The organism is Bradyrhizobium sp. AZCC 1610 (assembly GCF_036924515.1).
Taxonomy (GTDB): domain Bacteria; phylum Pseudomonadota; class Alphaproteobacteria; order Rhizobiales; family Xanthobacteraceae; genus Bradyrhizobium.
In genome coordinates this window covers 6726124-6747770 of sequence record NZ_JAZHRR010000001.1, presented here as the reverse complement: position 1 = coordinate 6747770, position 21647 = coordinate 6726124, and the positions used below count along the sequence as shown (strand labels likewise).

Sequence of the window (21647 nt, the reverse complement as noted above, 5' to 3'; positions counted from 1 at the left end):
ACTTGCATTCCAGTGAATAAGTTAAGGCTGAGTATTTCCGTCTTCGCGGCGGCCATCGCGATGGCCGAACCGGCGGCGGCGGAAACGGAAATTATTGATGGCATTCCGCCCGCGTCGATTGCGACCAGCATGGCGGCCAACGGCGATCCGACAGGCAGCCGCAGATGGCTCGCCCAGCACGGGATCAGCTATGGCTTGATCTACACTGGAGAGGCACTCAGCAATGTCTCCGGCGGCTTACGTCGTGGCAGCCTGTATCAGGGCAAGCTTGAGGCGTTCACCGCGGTCGATTTCGGGAAGTTCGCCGGGTGGCAGGGCTTGAGCTTCTTCGGCAACGCTTTTCAGATTCATCGTACCTCCGGAATGCGCGGCGACCACTTCAACAGCCTGATTACGATCAGCAATATCGAGGCCGTTCCTTCGACGCGGCTTTCCGAACTGTGGCTTGAGCAAAAGCTGTTCGACGACCGGTTTGGCTTTCGCTTCGGCCAGCTTGCCGCCGACGCGGAGTTCTTCATCAGCGAATACAGCAAGATGTTCCTGAGCAGCGATTGGCCTACGATCACAGGCGCCAATCTACCCAGCGGCGGTCCGGCGTATCCTCTCGCCACACCGGGCGTACGCTGGAGGTTCGATCCCGACAAAGGCTGGTCCGCCCTGGTCGCGGTGTTCAATGGCGATCCTGGAGAACAAGGGACGGTCAACACGACAGGAACCAATTTCAGGATCAACGACCCGCCGTTGCTGATGGGTGAGGTTCAGTACCCGGCACAATCAGGGAAAAGACGACAGCGGGCTGGCGGGAAGCTACCGGCTGGGTGGCTGGCATCATTTCGGCGAGTTTCACGACCACAGATACGGCACAGATGGACTTGCGCTTGCCGACCCCCTGAGTAACGGCATTCCCCGCCGGATCGGCGGCAACAGCGGCATCTACGGCATCATCGACCAGCAGATCTACCGTCCCGTGGACGGCGGCCCCGACAGCGGCATCGGCGTCTTCAGCCGGATTTCGGCCAGCCCCTCCGATAGCAGCCACATCAACTTCTTTGTCGACGGCGGAATTGTCGTCTCCGGCATGATCCCGAGCCGCCCCAATGACAGGTTCGGCGCAAGCTTCATCCATGCGAACATCTCAAAGCATGTACGGGACTTCGATCGCGACCTGATTGCGCATTCCGGACATGAACTGCCGGTCCGCAGCTATGAGATGACGATCGAGTTGAGCTATCAGGCCCAGATCAAACCCGGCTGGATCCTGCAACCCACATTCCAGTATGTGACGCGTCCAGGCGGCCACATATCCGATCCTGACAGGCCGGAGAGGCCGATCAAGAACGGCGCGATATTTGGCGTGCGAACGGCCATCGCATATTAGGTCGGTCATGCCGTTCGGCTGTCGTGAGAGGCCACGAGCCGTGAGCACGCATTCGCTCAGGTCGTACGGAACCCGCCGAGCAGACTGCCGATGATCTTTTGCCCGCGCACGCGGAGCTTTTTCGGATTCTCCGCCCCGGGCAGCAGCAGCGCCATCTCGCAGATCATCGCGTCCACCATGCGGCTCAGCAGATCGATGTCCTCGAAATCGAGCTCGCCCTGGCGCTTCAGCGCCGCCAGCGTCGCGGTGAGCAGCGCCATCGGATGGGCTTCCTCGATCTCACGGTAGCGCGCATTGCCGAGCACCGCCGGAGCTTCCTGGATCACGATGCGCGCGTAGGCCGGTTCAAGGCAGACGTCGAGATAGGCGTCGATGCCCTCGGTCAGGCGATCCCATACCTTGCGCTGCGTCTTGGCTCTCGCCTCGATCTTTGCCGCGGCTTCGATCTGCAACGCGACGACCACGGCGTCGAACAGCGCCTTCTTGTCCTCGAAGTGGTGATAGAAGGCGCCCCGCGTCACCCGCGCGGCGCGCGAGATCGCCTCGATCCCCGCCGCCTGATAGCCCTCGCTCGCAAAAGCGTCCCGCCCGGCCGCCAGCAGCGCCTGCCTCGTGGCCTCGGTGTATTCCTCGCGGCGGGTTCGTTCGCGTCCGGCTTCCTGCATGCCCCGACATACCACTTGACGCTTTCAATACCATAAACATATAACATACATATAGTATGTGAAAAACATATAGTTCAGTAAGCCGGAGTGTTGGACATGACAGCAGACCCGCGCGTCAAACCCGTTGCAGCCATCAAGACGGCGCCGTTGTTCGATATCGTCGTCGATCTTAACCCGAGACTGAACATCGGCGATGGCCCGCTCGGTCGACGCATCCTGTTCGGTGCGGCCGGCGGCAGCTTCGAAGGCCCAAGGCTCCGTGGCGAGGTCGTGCCCGGCGGCGGCGACTGGGCGCTATTTCGCGCCGATGGCGCCATGTCGCTCGACGTCCGCCTGACGCTTCGCACGCATGACGGTGCGCTGGTGCACATGACCTATGGCGGCCGCTGGATCACGCCTCCGGAGTTGCGCGCTGAGATGGCCGACCCTGCCAGGCGTTATCAGGTCGACCCGTCGCGTTACTACTTCCGAACCAATCCGCTATTCGAGACGGGAGCGGAGCATTACGCCTGGATGAACGATATCGTCTGCGTCGGATCGGGATATCTGGTGGAAGGCGGCATCGCCTACAGTATTTCCCAGATCATCTGACGGGTGTGCTGCGCAGACGGCGTGTCCTCGGCGCGAACGCGCCTTTGCGCGCAATCACTCGGCTGGAAGCCATCTGCGCCGGCGGATGATCGTCCAGATCCAGGCTGCAGCGGCGAGCGCCAGGGCGGCATAAGGGGCCCAGGCTTGCGGCTCTCCCATCGTGCTGAGGGTTATGCCGCTCAGGAGGGACCAGAGAACGGGGATCGGCAGCAGCACTGGCAAAAGCCTGCCGCGGGCGAGGAGCAGAAAGCCGAGTGTCGCGATCACAGTTGGATCCGGCGCGATGCCGAAGACCTCGGACGAGGCCCAGCCGCGTCCCTGTAGCGGCGCAAGCAACGGCTGTCCGGCGAGTGCGAAGACAAGGATGAGATACCCTAGCCAACCGGCAGGCCCGCGCCGGTCGAACGCGAGACCATCGAGCAGAGACACGATGAGAAGCAACACGCCCTCAACGGCGAAAGCCGGCGCGACATAGGCGGCAGCCCAGTTGATGGCCGCGTAGCGGTTCCACAGGAAAGACCATCCGACGAACATCCAAAGGGCCGCGAGGATGAGCGCGAGCCAGCGTGCCCAGGTTCCTGGCCGCCACGCGATGAGCAGGATGATGGCGAGGCCGGCGGCGAGTGTCAGGACGTGCAGCGGCCAGAGCGCCGCATTGTGCGATTCGAACATGCGCCAGTAGACGCGCGGCGAAAACAGCAGGAAATCCTCCGCCCGGTAGGTCCACCACTCCGACATCAAAGGGCCTTCACGTGGGCCGAGATGCGCTCGCGCATAGCCTGGTCCGGCATCGGTCCGGCGGCGGCCGCGAGATTTTCACGCACGTGGTCGACGCGGCTGGTTGCCGGGATTGCAACGGTGACGGCCGGATGAGAGAGGATGAACTTCAGGATCAGCTGCGCCCAGCTCGACACCCCGAGTTCGGCCGCCCATTCGGGCAGCTGCTCTTTCTTGAGCCGGTTGGTCAGCGCGCCCTGCCGGAATGGGCGGTTGACGATCACGGCGATGCCGCGCTCCGACGCCAGTGGCAACAGCCGTGCCTCCGCCTCGCGGTCGACGACGTTGTAGGAGAACTGCACGAAATCGATCGCCTCGTTCCGCATGATCTGTTCGACGAGATCATGACGGCGGCCTTCGGATGTGGTGATCCCCACGTAACGCAGCGTGCCGGCCGCCTTCATCTGAAACAGCGTCTGCAGATGCGGCTGCCAGGCGAGAAGATTGTGAACCTGAACGAGGTCGAACTTCGGCACACCCCAGAAGCGGCGCGATTGCTCGATCTGGGCGGGCCCGCCCGTGGCCGAGGACGTCCAGACCTTTTCGGCCGAGAATAGCGCGGAGGGTCGCCCGAGCTTTTGCAGGCCGTAGCCTATCACCGGCTGCGACGAGCCATACATGGGAGAGGAATCGATCATGCGGCCGCCCGCCTCGAAGAAGGCGGCCATGACACCAGCGCATTCGTCCCGAAGCGCCGGATCGCCGCCGACATTGAAGGTGATCCAGGTCCCTAGTCCGACGATCGGTATCTCCTCGCGGGTCGAGGGTATCGGTCGGCGGACCGGCCGGCTTGCCTGAGCATGCAGCGAGATTGGCAACAGCGCCGTAGCTGCCGTCGCCGCCAAGGCGGCCTGCACGAACGTTCGGCGTGTCGTGCGCATCCGATGCTCCATCATCGCGGCGGGCAAGCTTCCGCGCACAATGCGCAGAGTGACGGAACGCCGCCGCCAGTTTCGCAAATACAAAATTGCCGATTATGGCACTGGACCAAATATGCAGTCGCGCGCCGTCCTCAATCTACGATGGACGATTGAAATCGCTAGATGAGCTTCAGTCCCCTCAAACTTGCGTGACCGTTCCTTCCGACGATGATGTGGTCATGGACGGAAATGCCGAGCGAGGCGGCGATCTGGACGATCGCTTTGGTCATATGGATATCGGCCTGCGAGGGCGTCGGATCGCCGGAGGGGTGGTTGTGCACCCTTTACCTTGAGACGGCAGGCCATGCCGATGGCTCAGAACGATCCCGCCACCGAGCCGAGCGCGATGACGGCAACGAGGGCGACGAGTGCGCCGACGATGCCGACCATGACGATGTCGCGATAGCTGTCCCGGTGCGTCGATCCGCAGACGGCGAGCAGCGTGACGACCGCGCCGTTATGCGGCAGGCTGTCGAGCGTACCCGAACTGATCACCGCCACGCGATGCAGCAGCGCGGGATCGAGTCCGATCTCCGCCGCGCGCGCCATATACGTCCCCCCGAGTGCGTCGAGCGCAATGGTCAGCCCGCCCGATGCCGACCCCGTGAGCGCAGCGAGCACGTTGGTCGCCACCGCGAGCGAGACCAGTGGTCCGCCGCCGATGCCGAGCACGGTGTCGCGCACGACATCGAAGGCGGGCATCGCCGCCACCACGGCGCCGAAACCGACCAGGCTCGCAACGCTCACAGCCGGCAGTACGGCGGCGTTGGCGCCGGCGTCCATGGTTGCGCGCAGGGCCGGCAATCGCCGATGGCTGACGGCGAGGACCGTCACGATCGCACAGGCGAGGGCCGTGATGACAGCCCAAACGCCGCCGACGGCTGCGAGCGACGTTCCGCCCCAGCGAGCTTCGGCAAGAAAGCGGGTATCCAGCGCCGGCAAGATGAGCAGCGACATCGCGAGATTGACGAGAATCACCACAATGAGTGGCAGCCCGGCGAGTGCAACCGACGGCGGCGCGTCGGTTACCGCGCCGTGCAAGATCTCCGCCGGATCGAACTCCCGCGCGGTGGTGGCGCGTTCGCGCAGCTTTTCGTCAGTGGCAAGAAGGGCAGAGGGCATCGGCACGCCGTCGCCGAAGCCTTCGCCGATTTTTCTTGAGTTGGCCTCCTCGCGGCTGAGCCACCACAGGCCGAAGCCGAGCATGATCAACGATGCCAGAATGCCAAGGCCGGGCGCAGCGAACGGCGTGGTGCCAAAGAACGGCATCGGGATCGCGTTCTGGATCGATGGCGTGCCGGGCAGCGCCGACATGGTGAAGGTGGAGGTGCCGAGCACGATTGCCGCTGGCATCAGCCGCCGCGGGATGCCGGCGTTGCGAAACAGCTCGTGCGCCATCGGTGCCAGCACGAAAAAGGCGACAAACAGACTGACGCCGCCATATGTGACGAGAGCTCCGGCGAGTACCACCGCGAGCACTGCCCGCCGCGTGCCCAGCCGCTGTGTCATGAAGGCTGCGATCGCGGCGACCGAGCCGCTGTCTTCCATCAACTTGCCGAACAGGGCGCCGAGCAGAAATAGCGGAAAGAACTGGGCCAGAAAGCCAGCCGCGCTGACCATGAAGGTCTGGGTCCAGTGGGCCAGCAGCGGCTCGCGGGAAAACAGCGCGGCAACCAGCGCGGCGAGCGGCGCAAGCAGCAGCACGCTCCAGCCCCGATAGGCGAACAAGATCAGCAGGCCGAGCCCGATCAGGATGCCGAGAAGTCCCAACAGAGTCATCGCCCTCAGCACTCCGCAAGCAGTGCATCGATATCCGCGGTGGAGCGCCGGCCGAGGTCGTCAGCATGCGCCTCAAGGAATGCTTCGGCGCTCTTGCGTCCCTCTTCCTTGAGCAGCGACACGAACTCCCATTCAGCGTTGAGCTTCGACGACGCTCCGAACTCCGTGAGCACGTCGGTCATGATCCGGTGCGTGCGCATTCCGGCCCAGCGCGCGCCCTCGCCGTGTCCGGGGTCCGCCACTTGGCGCAGCAGCGCCATCATGCGCAATTCCTTCATCAGCGGCGAGTTGAAGGAAATCTCGTTGAGCCGGTTGAGGATCTCGTTTGCCGTGCGCGGCGGCTCCGGCCGTTCGCGCGGATTGATCTGCACCAAAATGGTGTCATGCGCGTCGCTTTCGCGCACCAGCGGCGTGAGGGTCGGATTGCCGGCATACCCGCCATCCCAATAGGGTTCGCCGTCGATCTCGATCGCATGGAACATGGTCGGCAGACAAGCCGAGGCAAGCAGGACGTCGGCCGTGATCTCCTTGTTGCGGAAGATGCGGCCGCGGCCGGTGCGCACACTGGTCGCGGTGACGAACAGTCTGATCGGTGCGCGGGCCAGCCGGTCAAAATCGATGCTTTCGGCGAGGATGGCGCGCAGCGGATTGAGGCCAAGTGGATTGAGATCATAGGGCGAAACCACGCGGGCCATCAGGTCCATGGCGATATAGGCGGGCGAGGTGTCGAGCGTCCAGCGACCCATCAGTCGGTCGAGCGGCGAGCGCTGCAGCGGGCTGAACGCCGCAGCCTGCGACACCCGCCGCCAATAGGTCGCGAGCGCTGCCCGCGCACCTTCGGCTCCGCCTTGCGTCCATCCGTCCGCCACCAGGGCTGCATTCATCGCGCCCGCCGACGTGCCGGAGATCGCCTCGATCCGCAGCCACGGCTCCTCGATCAGCCGATCAAGCACGCCCCAGGTGAACGCGCCGTGGGAGCCTCCGCCCTGCAAAGCGAGGTCCACCAGGACAGGTTCGCGCGCGGCTTCTTCCATCTTCATCCTCCTCGGCCGGAGATGAAACGACGCCTTAGGTCAGGGCGAGCCCGCAATGCTTCGTCTCGACCCTTCGTACGATCGACGCAGCAGCGCATACAGGCTGCCGCCCGTCGCCGCGCCAAGGAGGTAGGCGACGGCGGCCAGCAGTGCGAGCGGCACGCGGGCATTGATGCCGAGGAAGGACATGGTGACGATCTCGAAGTTCTGCACTGCGAAGATGATCGTCGCAGCGACGAACAGAATGATGACGGCGAGGTAGATCCAGCGCATGGCGCCTCCTTTTCGTCGATCGAGAGACTGCGCTACGCGCAGCTCGCTAGCCACACCTCAGCGAGCGCGGCGCAGGCCGAAGCCGAGCCCGATCCAGCCAGCGCCGGCCATGATGAGATCGATGGCGAGGAACAGGCCGAGGATATAGAGACTCGAAACCGGCCAGCGTACCAGGATCAGTACGCCGAGCAGTAGCGTGATCAAGCCTGATAGCGCCACCCAGATCCAGGGCGTTTCCCGTTTCATGCTGAAGGCCAGCACGATCCGCATGATGCCCGAGACCAACAGCGATGCGCCGAGAACGAGGGTCAGCAGCACTGCGGCTAGCAGCGGATTCTGGAACGTGACGAAGCCGGCGATGATGTAGAGCACGCCGAGCAGGGCCCAGAGCAGGAATTTGCCCCAGTTCTTGATCTGGAAGGCGCCGAACACCTCTGCGACGCCGGCGATGATCATCATCACGCCGACCACGAGGACGCTCACGACGGTGGCCATCGCGACGCTGCCAAGCGCGATAAACCCGGCGAGCAGATAGACGACGCCGAGTGCGACGATCCAGCCCCACTTGGCGCGCAGCGGCGCCGTATCCGAGCCGGCCTCAGGGCTTCTTTCGGTGTCTGAAGTGCTGGTCATGACGGTCCTCCGATGCGGAAACCTATCCGACGTTAGTTAGTCGGTCCCTCGACGCGACAGCGCGCGGCGTGGAATGTTCGACGCGTGGATACTAGCGCAACTGCGCGTTGCGATCACCTGATTTCAACATCGTCGGTCGTGATTTGTGCGAGGACTTGCCGTCGCACGACGCTGATCGCCTCGTTGGGATAGGCGATTATTGAGTAGTAGCGGTAGGTTAGATCAGCCGCATCGCCCTCAAACTCGCATGCCCGTTCTGACCGACGATGATGTGGTCATGCACGGAAATGCCGAGCGGGGTGGCGATGGCGGTACAGGCGCGCGAGAATTCATGAACGGCTACGGGCCTTGGCCGAACGCCGCTTGAACTTCATCGAGCAGGCGTGCCTCTTCACCGCTGTAGCGCGACGAAAAATGGAAGGGCTCGACGCGCCGCGCGCCCGCTCGCCGCGCGATTTCTCCGGCGGCCGTGGTCGTCAGATGCGCCCGCTCGGCTGCCAGTGCTGTGTCGCTGCTTGCAAAAGGGGCCTCGATGAACAGGAGGTCGGCGTTGCGCACAAGCTCGATGATGGCTTCGCGATTGGCGGCGGCGACATCGGTCACGTAACCGATTTTCTGCCCAGGTATGACCGTCACGGCGGACCTGATCTCGCCGAGGCGCATTGTGTGTCCGGCATCGATCCGCACGCGCTCGTCGTCTGGCCTTTGCTCAATGACGGCACGCTTGAAATCGCGCAACCAGGGGCCGACGGGCAGCCCCAGTTCCTTCAGGCGACTTTTCCAGACGTTGACGTGGGCGGCTTCCTCGATCGCAAATGCGAGGCACGGTGTGCCGTGCTCCAGCATCGCGGTCGACACGTGAAAAGCCGGCTGGTCGCAGAGCATGTTGCTGAACTTTCGACCTTCGCTGACCGCCTCGGCCGCAAAACCGTTCTTCAGGCGAAAGCGAGCTGTGTTCGTTCTGAGCGACGAATCCAGTTCCGTAACGAGGAAAACGAGGTCGTTTTCGAACCGGTCAACCAAATTCCATCGATAGGCTTGCAGCTTGTGGTGGACTTGATCAACGAAGCCCTCGGGCCCATAGAGCCTTACCGTCGTGTCCCGGCCGATCAGCAGTCTCAAAAGATGATCAAAGCCGATGAAGTGATCGACATGCGCGTGTGAGACGAAGACGTATTCGAGGCGCAGGAGCTTGCGCGGCGGCAGCACTGAAACGTCGCCGAGGTCGAACAGGATCGCGCGCCGCTCGAACAGCGTTTCGATGTAGAGCGCCGGATCGCCGGACCGGCCGTTGACCAGGCTTGGATGCAAGCTCGGGCGCATGGTCGATCAATGCTACCGCGGAGCTGAAGTTCCTGCACCGGCGGTGGGCAAACTCACTCGCAAGAAATAATTTTGATTTCGCTGATATAGCCTTCGCGAGCGTGCCGGTCTGGAGATTGTGTCGGTGCTGACTTGTTTCAACGGCTTTGTGCCATCGCACCCGGCCAATAACAATAATAAGCTAAAGCACGATGGGCGGTTCGACCGTGCCATCGCGCTTTAGTCGCCGAATCAATCGAACAGCACCCTGGTTCGCGCGTCGTTGCGGGCCAAACTGTTGATTTCAGCAAGCGCCATCGCGCCCCTCAGTTCCTCGAGCCTGTCCAGAAATTTGTCGATCAGGTGCTCCGGGCTCATCGAAAGAGCCGCGACCCTCATCCGCTCTGCTAGCTGATTCATCATCGATCCCCTCTCATTCGAGAATGAGCTACCCCCTCTCATCCCGATGAACCACTCTCTCACGCGTTCGCCAAAGCGCGAAGCGGATAGTTAATAGATGGTAAATGCAGGCGATAACTAGATCAGCCGCAACCCCTTCAAGCTCGCATGGCCGTTCTTGCCGACGATGATGTGGTCGTGCACGGAGATGCCGAGCGGGGTGGCGATCTGGACGATCGCCTTGGTCATGTGGATATCGGCCTGCGATGGCGTCGGATCGCCGGAGGGGTGGTTGTGGACCAGGATCAGCGCCGTCGCCGATAGTTCGAGCGCCCGCTTGATCACCTCGCGCGGATAGACCGGGGTGTGGTCGACAGTGCCGGTCTGCTGGACTTCGTCGGCGATCAGTTGATTGCGCTTATCAAGGAAGAGCAGGCGAAACTGCTCCTTGTCGGCGAATGCCATGCCGGTCCGGCAATACTCGATCACGTCGTTCCAGGACGACAGCGCAATCTTGCGCTTGATCTCGCCCTTTGCCACCCGGCTCGCGGCGGCCGCGAGCAGCTTGATCTGGTTGATCGAGGCCTCGCCGATGCCGTCGACCTCGCGCAGGCGGGCGACCGGTGCATGGATGACCTCGGCGAACGAGCCGAATTTTTTCAACAGCGCCTTGGCCAGCGGCTTGGTGTCGCGCCGGGGCAGGGCCGGGAATAGCGCCATCTCCAGCAATTCATAATCGCTCAGCGCCTCCGGCCCGGCGCCGTAAAATCGCTCGCGCAGGCGTTCGCGATGGCCGTGATAGTGCGGCGTCTCGGCGGGTTGATTTTCCGGGTTGTCGGTCTTGCGGGGCATTGGCGCAAGCATGCCGTGCTGCGCAGCTTTTGCAACTCAGAAGTGCGGGGCGGGCGACCGATTTCAGATGGAGGAAAAGGACGCCGCGCAGAAGCACGGCGCCCTTCGATCGTTTCAAACTAGCCCGCTATCAGGCCTTCACGGCCGCGAACGCATAGCCATTGCCGTCCTTCGACAGCGTGCCGACATTCGGGAAGCCGAAATGATAGCCGGCGATCATGCCCTTTTCGGCGATGACGCGATCGAAGAACGCGCGCCGCGTGGCTTCCGCTTTCGGGCCGTCCGAATCGAACATCGAGAACCAGCCGGGATTTTTGACGAACAGCTGGTGGATGCCCGTGACGTCGCTCTGGATGAACAGTTGCTGGCCGCCCGACGCGACGAGGAACGACATGTGTCCGACGGTGTGGCCGGGCGTGGCAATGGCGCGCACGCCGGGTAGGAGTTCGGCGCCGTCGACATATTGCTTGATGTTCTTCCAGGTCGGGAAGGTGGACTGAATCCGCCGCACGTTGGCGCGGGCTGCCTCCGGGACCTTCTCCACCAGCGCCGGATCGGTCCAGAACTTGTACTCCACCTCCGGCATCAGGATTTCCGCATTCGGAAATACCTGCGCGTTGGTCTCCTTCACCCACAGGCCGGAGATGTGATCGGGGTGGAAATGCGAGATCACCACCGTGGAGACGGCAGCCGGATCGAGGCCCGCCGCCTTCATGTTGTCCGCAAGCTTGCCCACGGTCGGCGGCCCGTTGCCGCCGAAACCGGTGTCGAACAGCACGACCTTGCCGCCGGTCCGGATCGCGGTGACGGTAAAGGGGTTGTCGAACTTGTCCGGGCCGATCCCGCCGGCGGTCAGAGCCTTTTTGACGTCGTCGAGCGAGGCGTTCTTGACGAAGCCCTCATTGAGGACACGCTCGATGCTGCCCTCATGCAGGCTGAAGACCTCGATGTCGCCGACCTTGTATTTGAGGCTGTCCGCGGCGCGCTGCGCATGCGCCGCGCCGATGAACGAAACCGGCCCCTTGAGGCCGAAAGCGAGCGCGGCCCCCGTGCTCCCGAGGACCAGATCGCGACGTGAAATTTCGAACATTGCCCATGCTCCCTTGGTTGATCCCTTGCCCGCCGGAGACTTCTGTTCCGAAGGGCCCCACGCTACCTCTACACCAGACAACCCGGGATATTCCGGTGCGATTCCGCCTCAGCTTCCTGTTGCAACGAATTATGACTGATGCAATGGTGAGTTGCAGTGCATCTTATCGACACGCTTGTCTTGAGGGAAAAGAAATGCGTTCGACACATTTCGCCCTCGTCACTATGGGCTTGCTGGGCTGCATCAGTGGCGGCGCTGACGCGCAACAGACCTCGCCCATCGCTCTCAAGCGAATGACGGTCCAGGGTGCCTTTGCGGTCAGCGAAGGCGCTGCGGCGACCGACATCAGCGGAATGGCATGCCTGCCGAACGGCGCGCCACGAAAGTGCTTGCTGATCAACGACGAGAACAAGAACGCGCAGTTCGCCACGATCGATGATGATCGCATGATCGTGGGAAACATTGTGCCGCTGATCGGCGGCGCAGCGGACCCACGGACGCTCGGACGCCCACCGGACGAGACCTGCGTAAAAGCCGATGATTTCAAGGATCTGGACGGTGAAGCGGTCGCTTATGCCGAGCCCTATTTTTACGTGGTCGGCTCTCACGGATGCGGACGCTCAAAGGGAAAATTTCGGCTTTCTTCCTTCATCCTCGCGCGGGTGCGGGTCGATCGGCAGGGACAACCGGTCGATCGCGCCGGCCGGTCTCTGGCTCGCGAAAACTTCGCGCAAGCGGTTGAGACTACCTATCGCGTCTCGGATCTGTTGACGCGGGCCGGCAAGGCGGCGGCATTTTTCGGCAAGGATCTGGAATCTGCTGACGGGTTGAACATCGAAGGTGTTGCTTTGCAGGGCGACACGATCTGGTTCGGCTTGCGGGGACCTGTTCGCAAGAACAAAACCGCTTATCTGGTATCCGGCGATGTCGACGACCTGTTCAAGGCCGGAAACAAGCGAAGCAAAGCCAAACCCGAAGTCGTTCCGGTCGAGCTCGATGGATTGGGAATCCGCGACCTCGCGCTGCTGCCTGACAAGCGTCTGCTTGTCGTCGCCGGCGCGGCCCATGGGCCGGAAGTCCCGTTCAAGCTCTTTGTCGTCGATCCGGCCGAAGAGACCGTGACGCCGATCGGGACGCTCGCGGCGGTGACACAGCAAGTCGACGGAGAAACGAAAACGGGCAAGGCCGAAGGCGTGACCGTTCTCGATATGACGGGGGACAAGGCGCAGATCGTGGTCTTGTTCGACAGCCTTCCGAACGGCGCGCCCCATCTGGCCAATATTTCGCTTCCCAAGGCGCGATAAGGCGCGATAAGCCACGATGAGTTTCCTCGCGCAGGCCGGCCTTGCGAACCCGTGCGGCTACCAACGGCTGGATCGTTCGAGGTGGTCGATTGGAGCCGGGCTCGGGCCCAATTAGGCCGGCGTCAGTGGCTTCTCGCCGTGGCGCTGCGACAGCGTGAAGATTTCGACGCCGCTGGCGGTCACGCCGACCGAATGCTCGAACTGTGCCGACAGCGAACGGTCGCGCGTCACCGCGGTCCAGCCGTCGGACAGGATTTTTACATGCGGCTTGCCGAGATTGATCATCGGCTCGATGGTGAAGAACATGCCGGGCTTCAGAGTCACGCCTTCGCCGGGCCGGCCGATATGGATGATGTTCGGCTCGTCGTGGAACATGCGTCCCAGCCCATGGCCGCAGAAATCGCGCACCACGCTCATGCCCTGCGGTTCGACAAAGCTCTGGATAGCGTGGCCGATATCGCCGGTGGTGGCGCCGGGCTTCACCGCGGCGATGCCGCGCATCATCGCCTCATAGGTGACCTCGATCAGCCGCTCGGCCTTGCGGGCGATCGGGCCGATCACATACATGCGGCTGGAATCGCCGTACCAGCCATCGACGATGAATGTGACGTCGACATTGACGATGTCGCCTTCCTTCAGCGCCCGGTCGCCCGGCATGCCGTGGCAGACCACGTGATTGATCGAGGTGCAGGTCGAATAGCGGTAGCCGCGGTACATCAGCGTCGCCGGATAGGCGCCATGGCTGAAGGCGAAGTCGCGGACGAATTCGTCGATCCGTGATGTCGGGACGCCCGCCTTGGCGATATCGGTGAGTTCGTCGAGGCATTTGGCGACCAGCGCGCCCGCCTTGCGCATGCCGGCGAACCCGCTCGCGCCATGCAGCTTGATCTGGCCGGTTTTTCGCAAGGAGGTATCTGACGCTTCAATATAGCTCATGGGCGGGTCATGCTTCGGAGGAACGGGAATGGTTGATTTAATGGTCTAATTTAGTGATCGGAGCGGCCTGCGGCAAGGCGAGGTTGAGGTGCTGGAGGCGCTAAAAAGACTTGCATCTAGCCGGAAACTTCCACCACCGGCTCGACCGGCAGCGCACCGCCGCGGACGCGGATTTCGCGGACCGGATAGGGAACACAGATCCCCTCGCGCTTGAACGCGTCCCACAGCGCCAGCATCACCTCGCTCTTGACGTTGTCCAGGCCGTCCGGATCGGGCAGCCAGAAGGTCAGGGAGAACTTCATCCCGGCCTCGGCGAATTCGGTCAGGATGCAGTTCGGGGGCTTGTTCTTGATCGCGCGCGGCACGGCGCCGGCAATGTCGATGGCCAGCTTGCACACCGCCCGCGGATCGGCGTCGTAATTGGTGCTGAACAGCACCTTCACCAGCGTGTTCTTGTCGGTATAGGTCCAGTTCACGACCTTCTGCGTCACCAGATCCTCGTTCGGGATCAGGAACTCGCGGCCGTCGCCGGCGGCGACCGAGATGTAGCGCGTCTTCATCGTGCTGATGCGCCCGGTATTGTCGCCGATGGTGACGAGATCGCCGGGTTTCACCGATTTGTCGACCAGCAGGATGATGCCGCTGATGAAGTTGGCGACGATCTTCTGCAGGCCGAGGCCAATGCCGACGCCGGCCGCGCCGGTGAACACCGCGAGCGCCGCGAGGTTGATGCCGACCGCGCTCAGGGCGATCGCAATCGCAAACACCATCAGCGTCAGCCGGACGATCTTGACCAGCAGCACCTGGATCGACGGCGTTAGATCGCCGGACCGGGTGATCCGGCCTTCCACGAAATTGCTGGCGATGTTGGTCAGCCACAGCGCTGCGATCAGGAGCGCGCCAAGCTTGATCAGCAGCAGCGGCGTCAGCCGCAGGTCGCCGAGCACGATCGAGACCGAGTCGAGCGCCTCGATCACCGGCTCGAGCTGGCCCAGAATACTCAACGCCACCACCAGCCAGGCCGATATCGACACCAGCCGGACCACGAAGGTGTTGCGAATGACCGAGGTAACGAGGTTGATGACCAGCCACGCGAAGGCGAGCTTGGCGGCAACCACGAGCAGATAGCTGCGGCTCGGCCAGGTCGATGCCAGCATGACTGCGCGTGCCAGTGTCATCAGGAGCGCGAACGCCGCCGTCGACGTGCTGCCGACCAGAATGCGGACGAACAGCCGGAGCGGCGCCGGCCACCCCATCGCAACCGACGACGCGTCTATCCTGGAGCGGACGGCCGCGCCGCCGGCCCAGGCGATCCCCGCCGCAGTCAGGATCAGTCCGAGCTGCAGATAGAACCAGGGCGAGGTGACCTCCGCACCGACCGATCGCGCGGCGTTGTGCAGGACCTCGATGATCTCTTTCAAATCCATCGGCAAAATCTCGTTCGAGGCTACCCGGCCTCATAAGGCAACGTTTGATTCGCACGCAGCCGGCAGATTCCCACAAGCGGAGTGCGGACGCCATCGATACGACTGCTGCGGGAGCACGTCAGGCCCGTAAATCGGGCACATTGCCACTATCGCAGAAATGGGTTGGCGTCCAACTGTGGCAACGATAAGGATGCAATTGCAAGTATTTGCGACGATTGCGAAGGTTATTGCGGAGGTTCATGGCTTCTCTCGACTCGGTCAGCATCGCCATCTTTCTGGGCGCCGTTCTGGTGATGGCGGGCATCCTGTCGAGCCTGCTCGCGCTGCGCTTCGGGGCGCCGCTGCTGCTGGTGTTCCTCCTGATCGGCATGCTGGCCGGCGATTCCGGGCCGGGCCAGCTCTCCTTCGATGACGTCCGCACCACCTATCTGGTGGGATCGGTGGCGCTGGCGCTGATCCTGTTCGACGGCGGCCTGCGAACCAGGTTTCAAAGCATCCGCACCGTGCTGGCGCCATCGATGGTGCTCGCGACCATCGGCGTGCTGGTCACCGCGCTGGTTGCCGCGCCGGCCGCCAAATATGCGCTCGATCTGAACTGGACCGAGGCGTTGCTGGTCGGCGCCGTGGTGGCATCGACCGATGCCGCGGCGGTGTTCCTGCTCGTTCACACGCAGGGCCTGCGCCTGCGCCCCCGTGTCGGAGCAACCCTGGAAGCCGAATCCGGTACCAACGACCCGTTCGCGATCTTTCTCACCCTGATGCTGGTCGAATTCATTTCGCTCGGAGAAAGCTCGCCTGCGCATGTCGTCATGGAGCTCGCGCGCGAAGGCCTGCTCGGCGCCATCGTTGGCGTGATCGGTGGCCGCCTGGTGGTGGTGGCGCTCAATCGCATGGCGCTGCCGCAAGGCTTGCATGCGCCCTTTGTCACGACCGCCGCCCTGGTGATCTTCGGCGTGGCGCAGATCTCGCACGCCTCTGGATTTCTCGCGGTCTATCTCGCCGGCATCATCGTCGGCAACCGGCCGACGCGCGCGCATAATTCGGTGGTGACGTTTCTCGACGCCGCGACCTGGCTGGCGCAGATCGTGATGTTCGTTCTGCTGGGCCTTCTGGCGTCGCCGCAGCGTCTGCTGGACAGCGTGGGCCCCTCCGTGATCGTGGCGCTGGTGCTGATGCTCGTGGCACGGCCGCTCGCGGTGCTCGTGTGCCTGGCGCCGTTCCGGTTCAACTGGCGGGAAAAGGTCTTCATCGCCTGGACCGGCCTGCGCGGGGCGGTCGCGATCTTTCTCGCCTCGATCCCGATGCTGGTCGGGCTGTCGAAAGCCTATCTCTATTTCGACGTCGCCTTTGTGGTGGTCGTCATCTCGCTGCTGCTGCAGGGCTGGACGCTGGCGCCGGCGGCGCGCTGGCTGCACGTGGCGCTGCCGCGCGTCGACCGCGGCCCGCGGCGCGTCGAGCTCGATCTGCCGGGCCAGCTCGAACAGCAACTGGTCGGCTATCCGGTGCGGCCGAAGAGCCTCTACTTCCGGCGTGGCCTGCTGCCATCCTGGTCGAAGCCGACGCTGGTGATCCGCGACGAGCGGATCCTCTCGCCGGTCGAGGCCGACCCGGTTGCGGCCGGCGACTACCTCTATCTGCTGGCGCCGCCGGAAAAGGCCGAGGCGCTGGATCGCTTCTTCGTCGACATGGCGCCGAGCTCGGCGCCCGACCCGCATCTGCTCGGCGATTTCATGGTATCGGGCGAACACACGCTCGGCGAACTGGCCGAGATCTACGGCGTTTCCGTAGGCGAAGAGCAGGCGAAGCTGACGCTATCGGATTACTTCGACATTCATCTTGATCACGCGCCGAAGGAAGGCGCCGAGCTCGCGCTTGATCCCATCGTTCTTGTCGCACGCAGCATCAGTGGCGGCCGGGTTAACATGGTCGGCCTTCGGCTCCCCGAGGATGAGGAAGAGGCCGTGCCCCTGACACGCCGGCAGGCCTTCAAACGCAAGCTTGCGGATGTCTGGTCGTCGGTGGCCGGAGTCTGAATGAGAAAAGGCCCCAGCCGCCGGCCGAGGCCTTTCCCGTTCATGCGCTATGCCATCAATAGATGTCGGGCGCGCAGACGTTCACAGTGCGCGGACCATACTTGGTGAAGATGGTCTTGTAGCAGCTTCCGCCGACATAGAACGACGGCCCGAAGTGGCGATGGCCCCAGTGACCGTGATGGCCATGATGACCATGGCCGTGATGCATGCCGTGACCGTGGCCACCGTGCCCACCACCATGCCCACCATGCCCACCGTGTCCGCCATGACCACCGTGCCCGCCGCCGGCAAACGCCGGCGCAACCGCAGCCGCGGTCAGAGCGAGAGCCGCGACAGCAGCGAGGGAAATCTTGCGAAACATTGGTGTTCTCCATTCCAGGCGTGATTGCCTGACATGCCTGTAAGACGCGCCCGATAAGGAGAAAGTTCGAGGGATTTTTATGAACCGGCGTTCACGTGTGACCTACAGCACGTAGCAAGCGTTCGAGGTTTGCGGGCGCCGGCCCCGTGCGCGCTGCCCCACCGTCATGGGGCCGGCATCCGAAAACCTTCACAATAAGCGACATACCGGCAAGGAACGTTTTGAGTGGATGTAAACCAGTTCACATACCGCAAAGCGCCACCGCAGTATCCTTTGATCCGATGTCGCGTCGGTTCCGTTTTGAAAGCGGCGCGCTGTTCTCAACCTGGTCGTTCGAGAACTCAGATTGCAGTGAGACCCAAACGCTTATTCTTGAATAACAGGCTTGCCCTGCCGAGAACCAGCGGGCGGACCATACTGAAGCAATTGCATTGGCGCGCGCTATAACATGCGCAAGTAGGTCGCTATGGACCGAACTGCTGGCAAGGAAAGCGGTTACCACGCCATACCGCATTGTTCGATACGAAGACAAAGTGGCGGTATTCTCCTTGTTGCGATGCTCTGCACCGTGTGCATCGTCCTCTTCGCGAGCGAAGCCAGTGCTCAATGTACGGCGCGAGACGTCCTGCAGAACCGCTTGACGCTCAGGAAAGCTCCCTCAGCTAATACTCCGCCGATTCTAGTCAAATCCGCCTTCGCTGTTCCGGTGTGGAGAACGATTACAGTAGGGACGTTTGCAAATTCGTTTGCTCTCCTTAACGCGCTGGATGCAGCAGGCTGCAGCATCGGAGGCTTGGCCGAGGAAATTCTCGCTCGACCGGCTTTTACCGTCGGCACTGCGAAAGCAAGCGTGGAGCTTTTTGCGGTGTCGGCGGCCGAACTCGGCTTTCAGACTGGTACTGTGCGGCTGGCGGACATTTATGCGCGGGCTCAACAATTAGGTTTCGGACTTGCGGCGGCAGAGGTCGCGCCGCAATTGAGGCTCCAATTTTTTGACCAGCCGATCGGTGAATTTCTCATCATCGGAATGGAGCCAATCAAGACGTGGACAGGCGAGCCCGTCATTTTAACTGTAGCCAATGGTGGAGTGGGACTAATCCTGATCGGCCAAGATGGCAGCGCCGACGCAGAAATATCCGTCGCGTCCCGCTTTTTGTTCGTGCGATCCAATGAAGCGGCATTGGCGAAGGTGGTCGGCGGGGTCGATGAGGCCGCAGCGTTCGGTCATCACTGAGTTTCCGAAGCAGAACGCGTCCGGGCGAACAGTTCCCAGCTTAAGTCGCCAAATACCAAAGTGTGCAACCGAGCGTCCGCCGACGGCGGAAAAGGAGCAGCGATCATGGAATCAGTTCCGCGCAAGCCACTCCGAGCGGCTTATCATTGCAGCTTGGCGCTGTTGGGTCTGACGTGTTTGCTTGGCACGGCCGATGCTCGTCCGATGCGGTTGCCATCGGAGCGATTTCCCGGTCCCTGGCTGGAGGTTACGCAAGAGATCAGGGACGTCCTCACTCTAAACAAAGTCTCTGCCTGCAGTCAGGCCGCGGGACGCGAATCGTCGCGCAACCCCGGGGAATATCTCTTGTACTGCACATCGGACGAGAAGCTTTGGACAAGCTGGCGCGTACAGCCCGCGGCGCGCACCGTTCGAGGCCCGGGCAGGCTCTTCCGAGATATCGCACCGCCGGACGGATATTAGGCTTTATCAGGCGGCCGCTGTGTCGAGCGCGGTCTGCCCTGCTCAGCATTGGGATTCGCAAGGGTTACGGTGACAGTGCACTTAACTCGCAGCAAGTTTGGTGCACTGTCACCGTAATTCCGTAATTCTGGCGAACTCGATCGACGACGCGGTGCTCACTATCTATTAGTTAGCCGTCTGGCTAACTTTTATTGACACACGTTTGTGTCTCCACTATAGTTAGCTTTATGGCTAACCAATCAATGCAACTCGACCACGTTTTCGGGGCCCTGTCTGACGCGACCCGTCGTGCGATCGTCATGCGACTATGTGATGGCCAGGCATCCGTCGGAGAACTGGCGAAGCCGTTCGAAATGGCGCTCCCGAGCCTGATGAAACACATCCGCATTCTAGAGAGCAGCGGCCTCGTTGCGTCCGAGAAGACCGGTCGCGTCAGGATGTGCTCATTGCAGACGGAAGCTCTCGCAACCGTCGAGGTTTGGTTGGCGGCCCAAAGGGAGATCTGGGAGCAACGACTGGATCGACTGGAAATGTACGTTGAGAAACTGAAGAAAGAGGAAAAGTCTAATGCCCGCAAACGCAAGTCAAAATGAAACGTCCCTGTCCACTTGGGCGCTCGATCGAGAGATCGTCCTCTCGCGCGTGATCAACGCGCCACGAGAGTTGGTTTTCTCCGCCTGGGTTGATCCGCGCCATCTCCCCCAATGGTTTGGTCCGGCCGGTTTTAGGGTCGAGACAAAGTCAATGGATATTCGCGTCAACGGCGAATGGCGGTTCGATATGATCGCTCCCGACGGCAAGCGATATACGAATCGGATGCAATTCCGGCGCATCGAGAGGCCGCACCTGATCGAGATCGATCATGGCGCCGACAAAGACAACGATCCTGGCATATTCCGCACCACCATCACGTTCGATGAGCAGAGCGACGGCAAGACCGTCATCACTTTGCGGCAGTTGCATCCGACGAAGGCTCAGCGCGACGCGGGGATCGGATTCGGCGCGGTCGAATTCGGTTATCAGACCCTCGAGAAACTGGCGCAGCACGTCGAACGCAGTAACGCTACTTAACGAATACGAACAAATCTGGTACGCGTTGTCCGCTTCCGGTGGGCCGGACGACAGTCGCTATGGGATTTACGGTGAACAGTGCACTTAACTCGCAGCAAGTTTGGTGCACTGTCACCGTAATTCGAGTGCACAGGGCTCCGCGGGACGCAAAGCGGTTTTCAAGCCAGCTGTTGCGCCGGGTCGGCGCCGTACAGGTTCGGCCCCTTGGTGCCCGGCAGAATGCCGAGCTCGACGATGCCCCATAGCGCGGGCGGAAGGCTCGCAAAAATCAGGATCGAGCCGGTCGAGAAATATCCGCTTCGGCGGACGGTGTTGGGGTCGTCAAAGAAATCGATGCTGAAGCCGACACAGAACAGGGCGAAGGGGAGCAGCCAGAAAATCAGCAGCCACCAGCCGTTCTTGTTGCGGTCGTGCAATCGCTTGCTGCCCACGGCCAGTATCGGCCACAGGCTTAAGAGCCATATGAATTGCGAGGTCAAGGCGACCAACAGCACGGCCGCCTCTTCGCTTTTGAGGAGAAAGGGTGCGAAGGTCAAGACCAGCACCGCGACGATCAGGGCGAGGATTGCCAGCCAATAGGTGCGGCGGCCGATCCGGCCGGCGAAGCTGAAAAGGATCTTCTGCAGTTTCATCGCATCCTCGCCAGGGGCGTCCTCTCGGGTGCTTTGATTGGTCGGTACGGCGGCAGATTTGGTTCGAAACGGAGTTCCTTCAGGCAGCGGACAGCGGGGAGTGCCTTTCAGAAAAAGCCCAAGAAGGGTATTTCGACGCCGAAGACCGAAATCGACATGATCAAGCGCAGATTGAAAGAAGCCGAGAGCTTGGCGGAGAGAGAATGAGAAATAAAGTCAGAGTTACAAAGAGCAGCGGCAACGTGTTTGCGGATATCGGTCTTCCTAATGCTGCCGAACATTCCATCAAGGCGGATATTGTCCTGCGCATTGCCGCTCGGATCAAATCAAAGGGCCTGACCCAAGCCAAGGCCGCGTCGCTGCTCGGTCTTGCTCAACCGGATGTGCCCAAAGCTTTTGCGCGGGCATTTTGCCGGTTATACTTACGACCGTCTGTTTGGCTATCTCAATGCCTTGGGTGAGAAAGTTTGTATCGAAATATCGGAAGCAAAAAC

Annotated in this window: 24 protein-coding genes and 2 pseudogenes; 9 read left to right on the top strand and 17 right to left on the bottom strand. The window is 62.0% G+C overall.

Annotation, left to right across the window (positions count from 1 at the left end; genetic code table 11):
* Window positions 1–12 precede the first annotated feature (12 nt).
* Together V1279_RS33090 and V1279_RS33085 are read left to right on the top strand one after the other, a co-directional pair.
* Window positions 13–897: a carbohydrate porin gene (locus V1279_RS33090; RefSeq protein ID WP_334444694.1), complete on the top strand. Its 885-nt coding sequence runs from the start codon at window positions 13–15 to the stop codon at window positions 895–897.
* Window positions 797–1378, top strand: a complete 582-nt coding sequence (locus tag V1279_RS33085) for a carbohydrate porin (protein ID WP_334446682.1) — start codon at window positions 797–799, stop codon at window positions 1376–1378. The genes V1279_RS33090 and V1279_RS33085 overlap by 101 nt, the downstream gene beginning before the upstream one ends.
* A 56-nt stretch (window positions 1379–1434) precedes the next feature.
* On the opposite strand, the gene V1279_RS33080 is transcribed toward V1279_RS33085, so the two are convergent.
* Window positions 1435–2043 (bottom strand): TetR/AcrR family transcriptional regulator, encoded by a 609-nt coding sequence (locus V1279_RS33080; protein WP_334444692.1) that lies wholly within the window; start codon window positions 2041–2043, stop codon window positions 1435–1437.
* A gap of 96 nt (window positions 2044–2139) precedes the next feature.
* On the opposite strand from V1279_RS33080, the gene V1279_RS33075 reads away from it, so the two are divergent.
* Window positions 2140–2634, top strand: a complete 495-nt coding sequence (locus V1279_RS33075; protein ID WP_334444690.1) for a DUF3237 domain-containing protein — start codon at window positions 2140–2142, stop codon at window positions 2632–2634.
* Window positions 2635–2688: 54 nt separating this feature from the next.
* On the opposite strand, the gene V1279_RS33070 is transcribed toward V1279_RS33075, so the two are convergent.
* From V1279_RS33070 to V1279_RS33015, 12 genes and pseudogenes are all read right to left on the bottom strand, one after another.
* On the bottom strand, window positions 2689–3372 hold the full coding sequence (locus tag V1279_RS33070) for a DUF6064 family protein (RefSeq protein WP_334444688.1): 684 nt from the start codon (window positions 3370–3372) through the stop codon (window positions 2689–2691).
* Window positions 3372–4292, bottom strand: a complete 921-nt coding sequence (locus V1279_RS33065) for an aldo/keto reductase (protein WP_334444686.1) — start codon at window positions 4290–4292, stop codon at window positions 3372–3374. Before V1279_RS33065 ends, V1279_RS33070 begins: the two co-directional genes overlap by 1 nt.
* A gap of 158 nt (window positions 4293–4450) precedes the next feature.
* Window positions 4451–4612 (bottom strand): annotated as a pseudogene (locus tag V1279_RS33060) (JAB domain-containing protein); the annotation flags it as partial.
* Between the two features lie 34 nt (window positions 4613–4646).
* Entirely contained in the window at window positions 4647–6101 is a 1455-nt protein-coding gene (locus V1279_RS33055; protein ID WP_334446681.1) for a GntP family permease, read from the bottom strand.
* A 14-nt stretch (window positions 6102–6115) separates the two neighbouring features.
* Window positions 6116–7144 carry a patatin-like phospholipase family protein gene (locus V1279_RS33050; RefSeq protein ID WP_334444684.1) on the bottom strand — a complete coding sequence of 343 codons (1029 nt, stop codon included), beginning with the start codon at window positions 7142–7144 and terminating at the stop codon, window positions 6116–6118.
* Window positions 7145–7183: 39 nt separating this feature from the next.
* The gene (locus tag V1279_RS33045) at window positions 7184–7417 is read right to left on the bottom strand and encodes a hypothetical protein (RefSeq protein ID WP_334444682.1); all 234 of its coding nucleotides are present in this window, start codon (window positions 7415–7417) and stop codon (window positions 7184–7186) included.
* A 57-nt stretch (window positions 7418–7474) separates the two neighbouring features.
* The gene (locus V1279_RS33040) at window positions 7475–8050 is read right to left on the bottom strand and encodes an HdeD family acid-resistance protein (RefSeq protein WP_334444680.1); all 576 of its coding nucleotides are present in this window, start codon (window positions 8048–8050) and stop codon (window positions 7475–7477) included.
* 217 nt (window positions 8051–8267) lie between these two features.
* Window positions 8268–8369 (bottom strand): annotated as a pseudogene (locus V1279_RS33035) (JAB domain-containing protein); the annotation flags it as partial.
* A 20-nt stretch (window positions 8370–8389) separates the two neighbouring features.
* Complete coding sequence (locus tag V1279_RS33030; protein ID WP_334444678.1) at window positions 8390–9373, bottom strand: ribonuclease Z; 984 nt, start codon at window positions 9371–9373, stop codon at window positions 8390–8392.
* Window positions 9374–9604: 231 nt separating this feature from the next.
* Window positions 9605–9772 (bottom strand): hypothetical protein, encoded by a 168-nt coding sequence (locus V1279_RS33025; protein WP_334444676.1) that lies wholly within the window; start codon window positions 9770–9772, stop codon window positions 9605–9607.
* A gap of 117 nt (window positions 9773–9889) precedes the next feature.
* Window positions 9890–10603 carry a RadC family protein gene (radC, locus tag V1279_RS33020; RefSeq protein ID WP_334446680.1) on the bottom strand — a complete coding sequence of 238 codons (714 nt, stop codon included), beginning with the start codon at window positions 10601–10603 and terminating at the stop codon, window positions 9890–9892.
* Between the two features lie 130 nt (window positions 10604–10733).
* A complete protein-coding gene (locus V1279_RS33015; protein ID WP_334444674.1) occupies window positions 10734–11693 on the bottom strand; it encodes an MBL fold metallo-hydrolase in 960 nt (319 codons plus the stop codon).
* Between the two features lie 95 nt (window positions 11694–11788).
* Between V1279_RS33015 and V1279_RS33010 the strand changes: the two genes are divergently transcribed.
* Window positions 11789–12997 (top strand): DUF6929 family protein, encoded by a 1209-nt coding sequence (locus V1279_RS33010; protein WP_334444672.1) that lies wholly within the window; start codon window positions 11789–11791, stop codon window positions 12995–12997.
* A gap of 111 nt (window positions 12998–13108) precedes the next feature.
* Here V1279_RS33010 and map read toward each other — a convergent pair whose 3' ends face one another.
* Together map and V1279_RS33000 are read right to left on the bottom strand one after the other, a co-directional pair.
* Window positions 13109–13933, bottom strand: coding sequence for a type I methionyl aminopeptidase (gene map, locus V1279_RS33005; protein ID WP_334444670.1), 825 nt, complete (start codon window positions 13931–13933; stop codon window positions 13109–13111).
* A 116-nt stretch (window positions 13934–14049) separates the two neighbouring features.
* Window positions 14050–15366: a mechanosensitive ion channel family protein gene (locus V1279_RS33000; RefSeq protein ID WP_334444668.1), complete on the bottom strand. Its 1317-nt coding sequence runs from the start codon at window positions 15364–15366 to the stop codon at window positions 14050–14052.
* A 233-nt stretch (window positions 15367–15599) separates the two neighbouring features.
* Here V1279_RS33000 and V1279_RS32995 point away from each other — a divergent pair, with 233 nt between their 5' ends.
* A complete protein-coding gene (locus V1279_RS32995) occupies window positions 15600–17393 on the top strand; it encodes a potassium/proton antiporter (RefSeq protein WP_334444666.1) in 1794 nt (597 codons plus the stop codon).
* Between the two features lie 55 nt (window positions 17394–17448).
* Here V1279_RS32995 and V1279_RS32990 read toward each other — a convergent pair whose 3' ends face one another.
* Window positions 17449–17754: a hypothetical protein gene (locus V1279_RS32990; RefSeq protein ID WP_334444664.1), complete on the bottom strand. Its 306-nt coding sequence runs from the start codon at window positions 17752–17754 to the stop codon at window positions 17449–17451.
* A 466-nt stretch (window positions 17755–18220) separates the two neighbouring features.
* Here V1279_RS32990 and V1279_RS32985 point away from each other — a divergent pair, with 466 nt between their 5' ends.
* The 3 genes from V1279_RS32985 (at window position 18221) to V1279_RS32975 (ending at window position 20521) form a co-directional block, all read left to right on the top strand.
* Window positions 18221–18988: a hypothetical protein gene (locus V1279_RS32985; protein WP_334444662.1), complete on the top strand. Its 768-nt coding sequence runs from the start codon at window positions 18221–18223 to the stop codon at window positions 18986–18988.
* Between the two features lie 704 nt (window positions 18989–19692).
* Entirely contained in the window at window positions 19693–20043 is a 351-nt protein-coding gene (locus tag V1279_RS32980) for an ArsR/SmtB family transcription factor (RefSeq protein ID WP_334444660.1), read from the top strand.
* Window positions 20018–20521: an SRPBCC family protein gene (locus V1279_RS32975; protein ID WP_334444658.1), complete on the top strand. Its 504-nt coding sequence runs from the start codon at window positions 20018–20020 to the stop codon at window positions 20519–20521. The genes V1279_RS32980 and V1279_RS32975 overlap by 26 nt, the downstream gene beginning before the upstream one ends.
* A 158-nt stretch (window positions 20522–20679) precedes the next feature.
* On the opposite strand, the gene V1279_RS32970 is transcribed toward V1279_RS32975, so the two are convergent.
* Window positions 20680–21153, bottom strand: a complete 474-nt coding sequence (locus V1279_RS32970; RefSeq protein WP_334444656.1) for a DUF805 domain-containing protein — start codon at window positions 21151–21153, stop codon at window positions 20680–20682.
* Between the two features lie 203 nt (window positions 21154–21356).
* Between V1279_RS32970 and V1279_RS32965 the strand changes: the two genes are divergently transcribed.
* On the top strand, window positions 21357–21614 hold the full coding sequence (locus tag V1279_RS32965; RefSeq protein WP_334444654.1) for a helix-turn-helix domain-containing protein: 258 nt from the start codon (window positions 21357–21359) through the stop codon (window positions 21612–21614).
* The last annotated feature ends 33 nt before the right edge of the window (window positions 21615–21647 follow it).

Excerpts from the sequence above, each read along its gene's own strand:
- V1279_RS33075 (WP_334444690.1), top strand. The coding sequence starts at position 2,140 with ATGACAGCAGACCCGCGCGTCAAACCCGTTGCAGCCATCAAGACGGCG.
- V1279_RS33050 (WP_334444684.1), bottom strand. The coding sequence starts at position 7,144 with ATGGAAGAAGCCGCGCGCGAACCTGTCCTGGTGGACCTCGCTTTGCAG.
- V1279_RS32975 (WP_334444658.1), top strand. The coding sequence starts at position 20,018 with ATGCCCGCAAACGCAAGTCAAAATGAAACGTCCCTGTCCACTTGGGCG.
- V1279_RS32990 (WP_334444664.1), bottom strand. The coding sequence starts at position 17,754 with ATGTTTCGCAAGATTTCCCTCGCTGCTGTCGCGGCTCTCGCTCTGACC.
- V1279_RS33025 (WP_334444676.1), bottom strand. The coding sequence starts at position 9,772 with ATGAATCAGCTAGCAGAGCGGATGAGGGTCGCGGCTCTTTCGATGAGC.
- V1279_RS32970 (WP_334444656.1), bottom strand. The coding sequence starts at position 21,153 with ATGAAACTGCAGAAGATCCTTTTCAGCTTCGCCGGCCGGATCGGCCGC.
- V1279_RS33065 (WP_334444686.1), bottom strand. The coding sequence starts at position 4,292 with ATGCGCACGACACGCCGAACGTTCGTGCAGGCCGCCTTGGCGGCGACG.
- V1279_RS33040 (WP_334444680.1), bottom strand. The coding sequence starts at position 8,050 with ATGACCAGCACTTCAGACACCGAAAGAAGCCCTGAGGCCGGCTCGGAT.
- V1279_RS33080 (WP_334444692.1), bottom strand. The coding sequence starts at position 2,043 with ATGCAGGAAGCCGGACGCGAACGAACCCGCCGCGAGGAATACACCGAG.
- radC (WP_334446680.1), bottom strand. The coding sequence starts at position 10,603 with ATGCCCCGCAAGACCGACAACCCGGAAAATCAACCCGCCGAGACGCCG.
- V1279_RS33030 (WP_334444678.1), bottom strand. The coding sequence starts at position 9,373 with ATGCGCCCGAGCTTGCATCCAAGCCTGGTCAACGGCCGGTCCGGCGAT.
- V1279_RS32965 (WP_334444654.1), top strand. The coding sequence starts at position 21,357 with ATGAGAAATAAAGTCAGAGTTACAAAGAGCAGCGGCAACGTGTTTGCG.
- V1279_RS32985 (WP_334444662.1), top strand. The coding sequence starts at position 18,221 with ATGGACCGAACTGCTGGCAAGGAAAGCGGTTACCACGCCATACCGCAT.
- V1279_RS33070 (WP_334444688.1), bottom strand. The coding sequence starts at position 3,372 with ATGTCGGAGTGGTGGACCTACCGGGCGGAGGATTTCCTGCTGTTTTCG.
- V1279_RS32980 (WP_334444660.1), top strand. The coding sequence starts at position 19,693 with ATGCAACTCGACCACGTTTTCGGGGCCCTGTCTGACGCGACCCGTCGT.
- V1279_RS32995 (WP_334444666.1), top strand. The coding sequence starts at position 15,600 with ATGGCTTCTCTCGACTCGGTCAGCATCGCCATCTTTCTGGGCGCCGTT.
- V1279_RS33045 (WP_334444682.1), bottom strand. The coding sequence starts at position 7,417 with ATGCGCTGGATCTACCTCGCCGTCATCATTCTGTTCGTCGCTGCGACG.
- V1279_RS33015 (WP_334444674.1), bottom strand. The coding sequence starts at position 11,693 with ATGTTCGAAATTTCACGTCGCGATCTGGTCCTCGGGAGCACGGGGGCC.
- map (WP_334444670.1), bottom strand. The coding sequence starts at position 13,933 with ATGAGCTATATTGAAGCGTCAGATACCTCCTTGCGAAAAACCGGCCAG.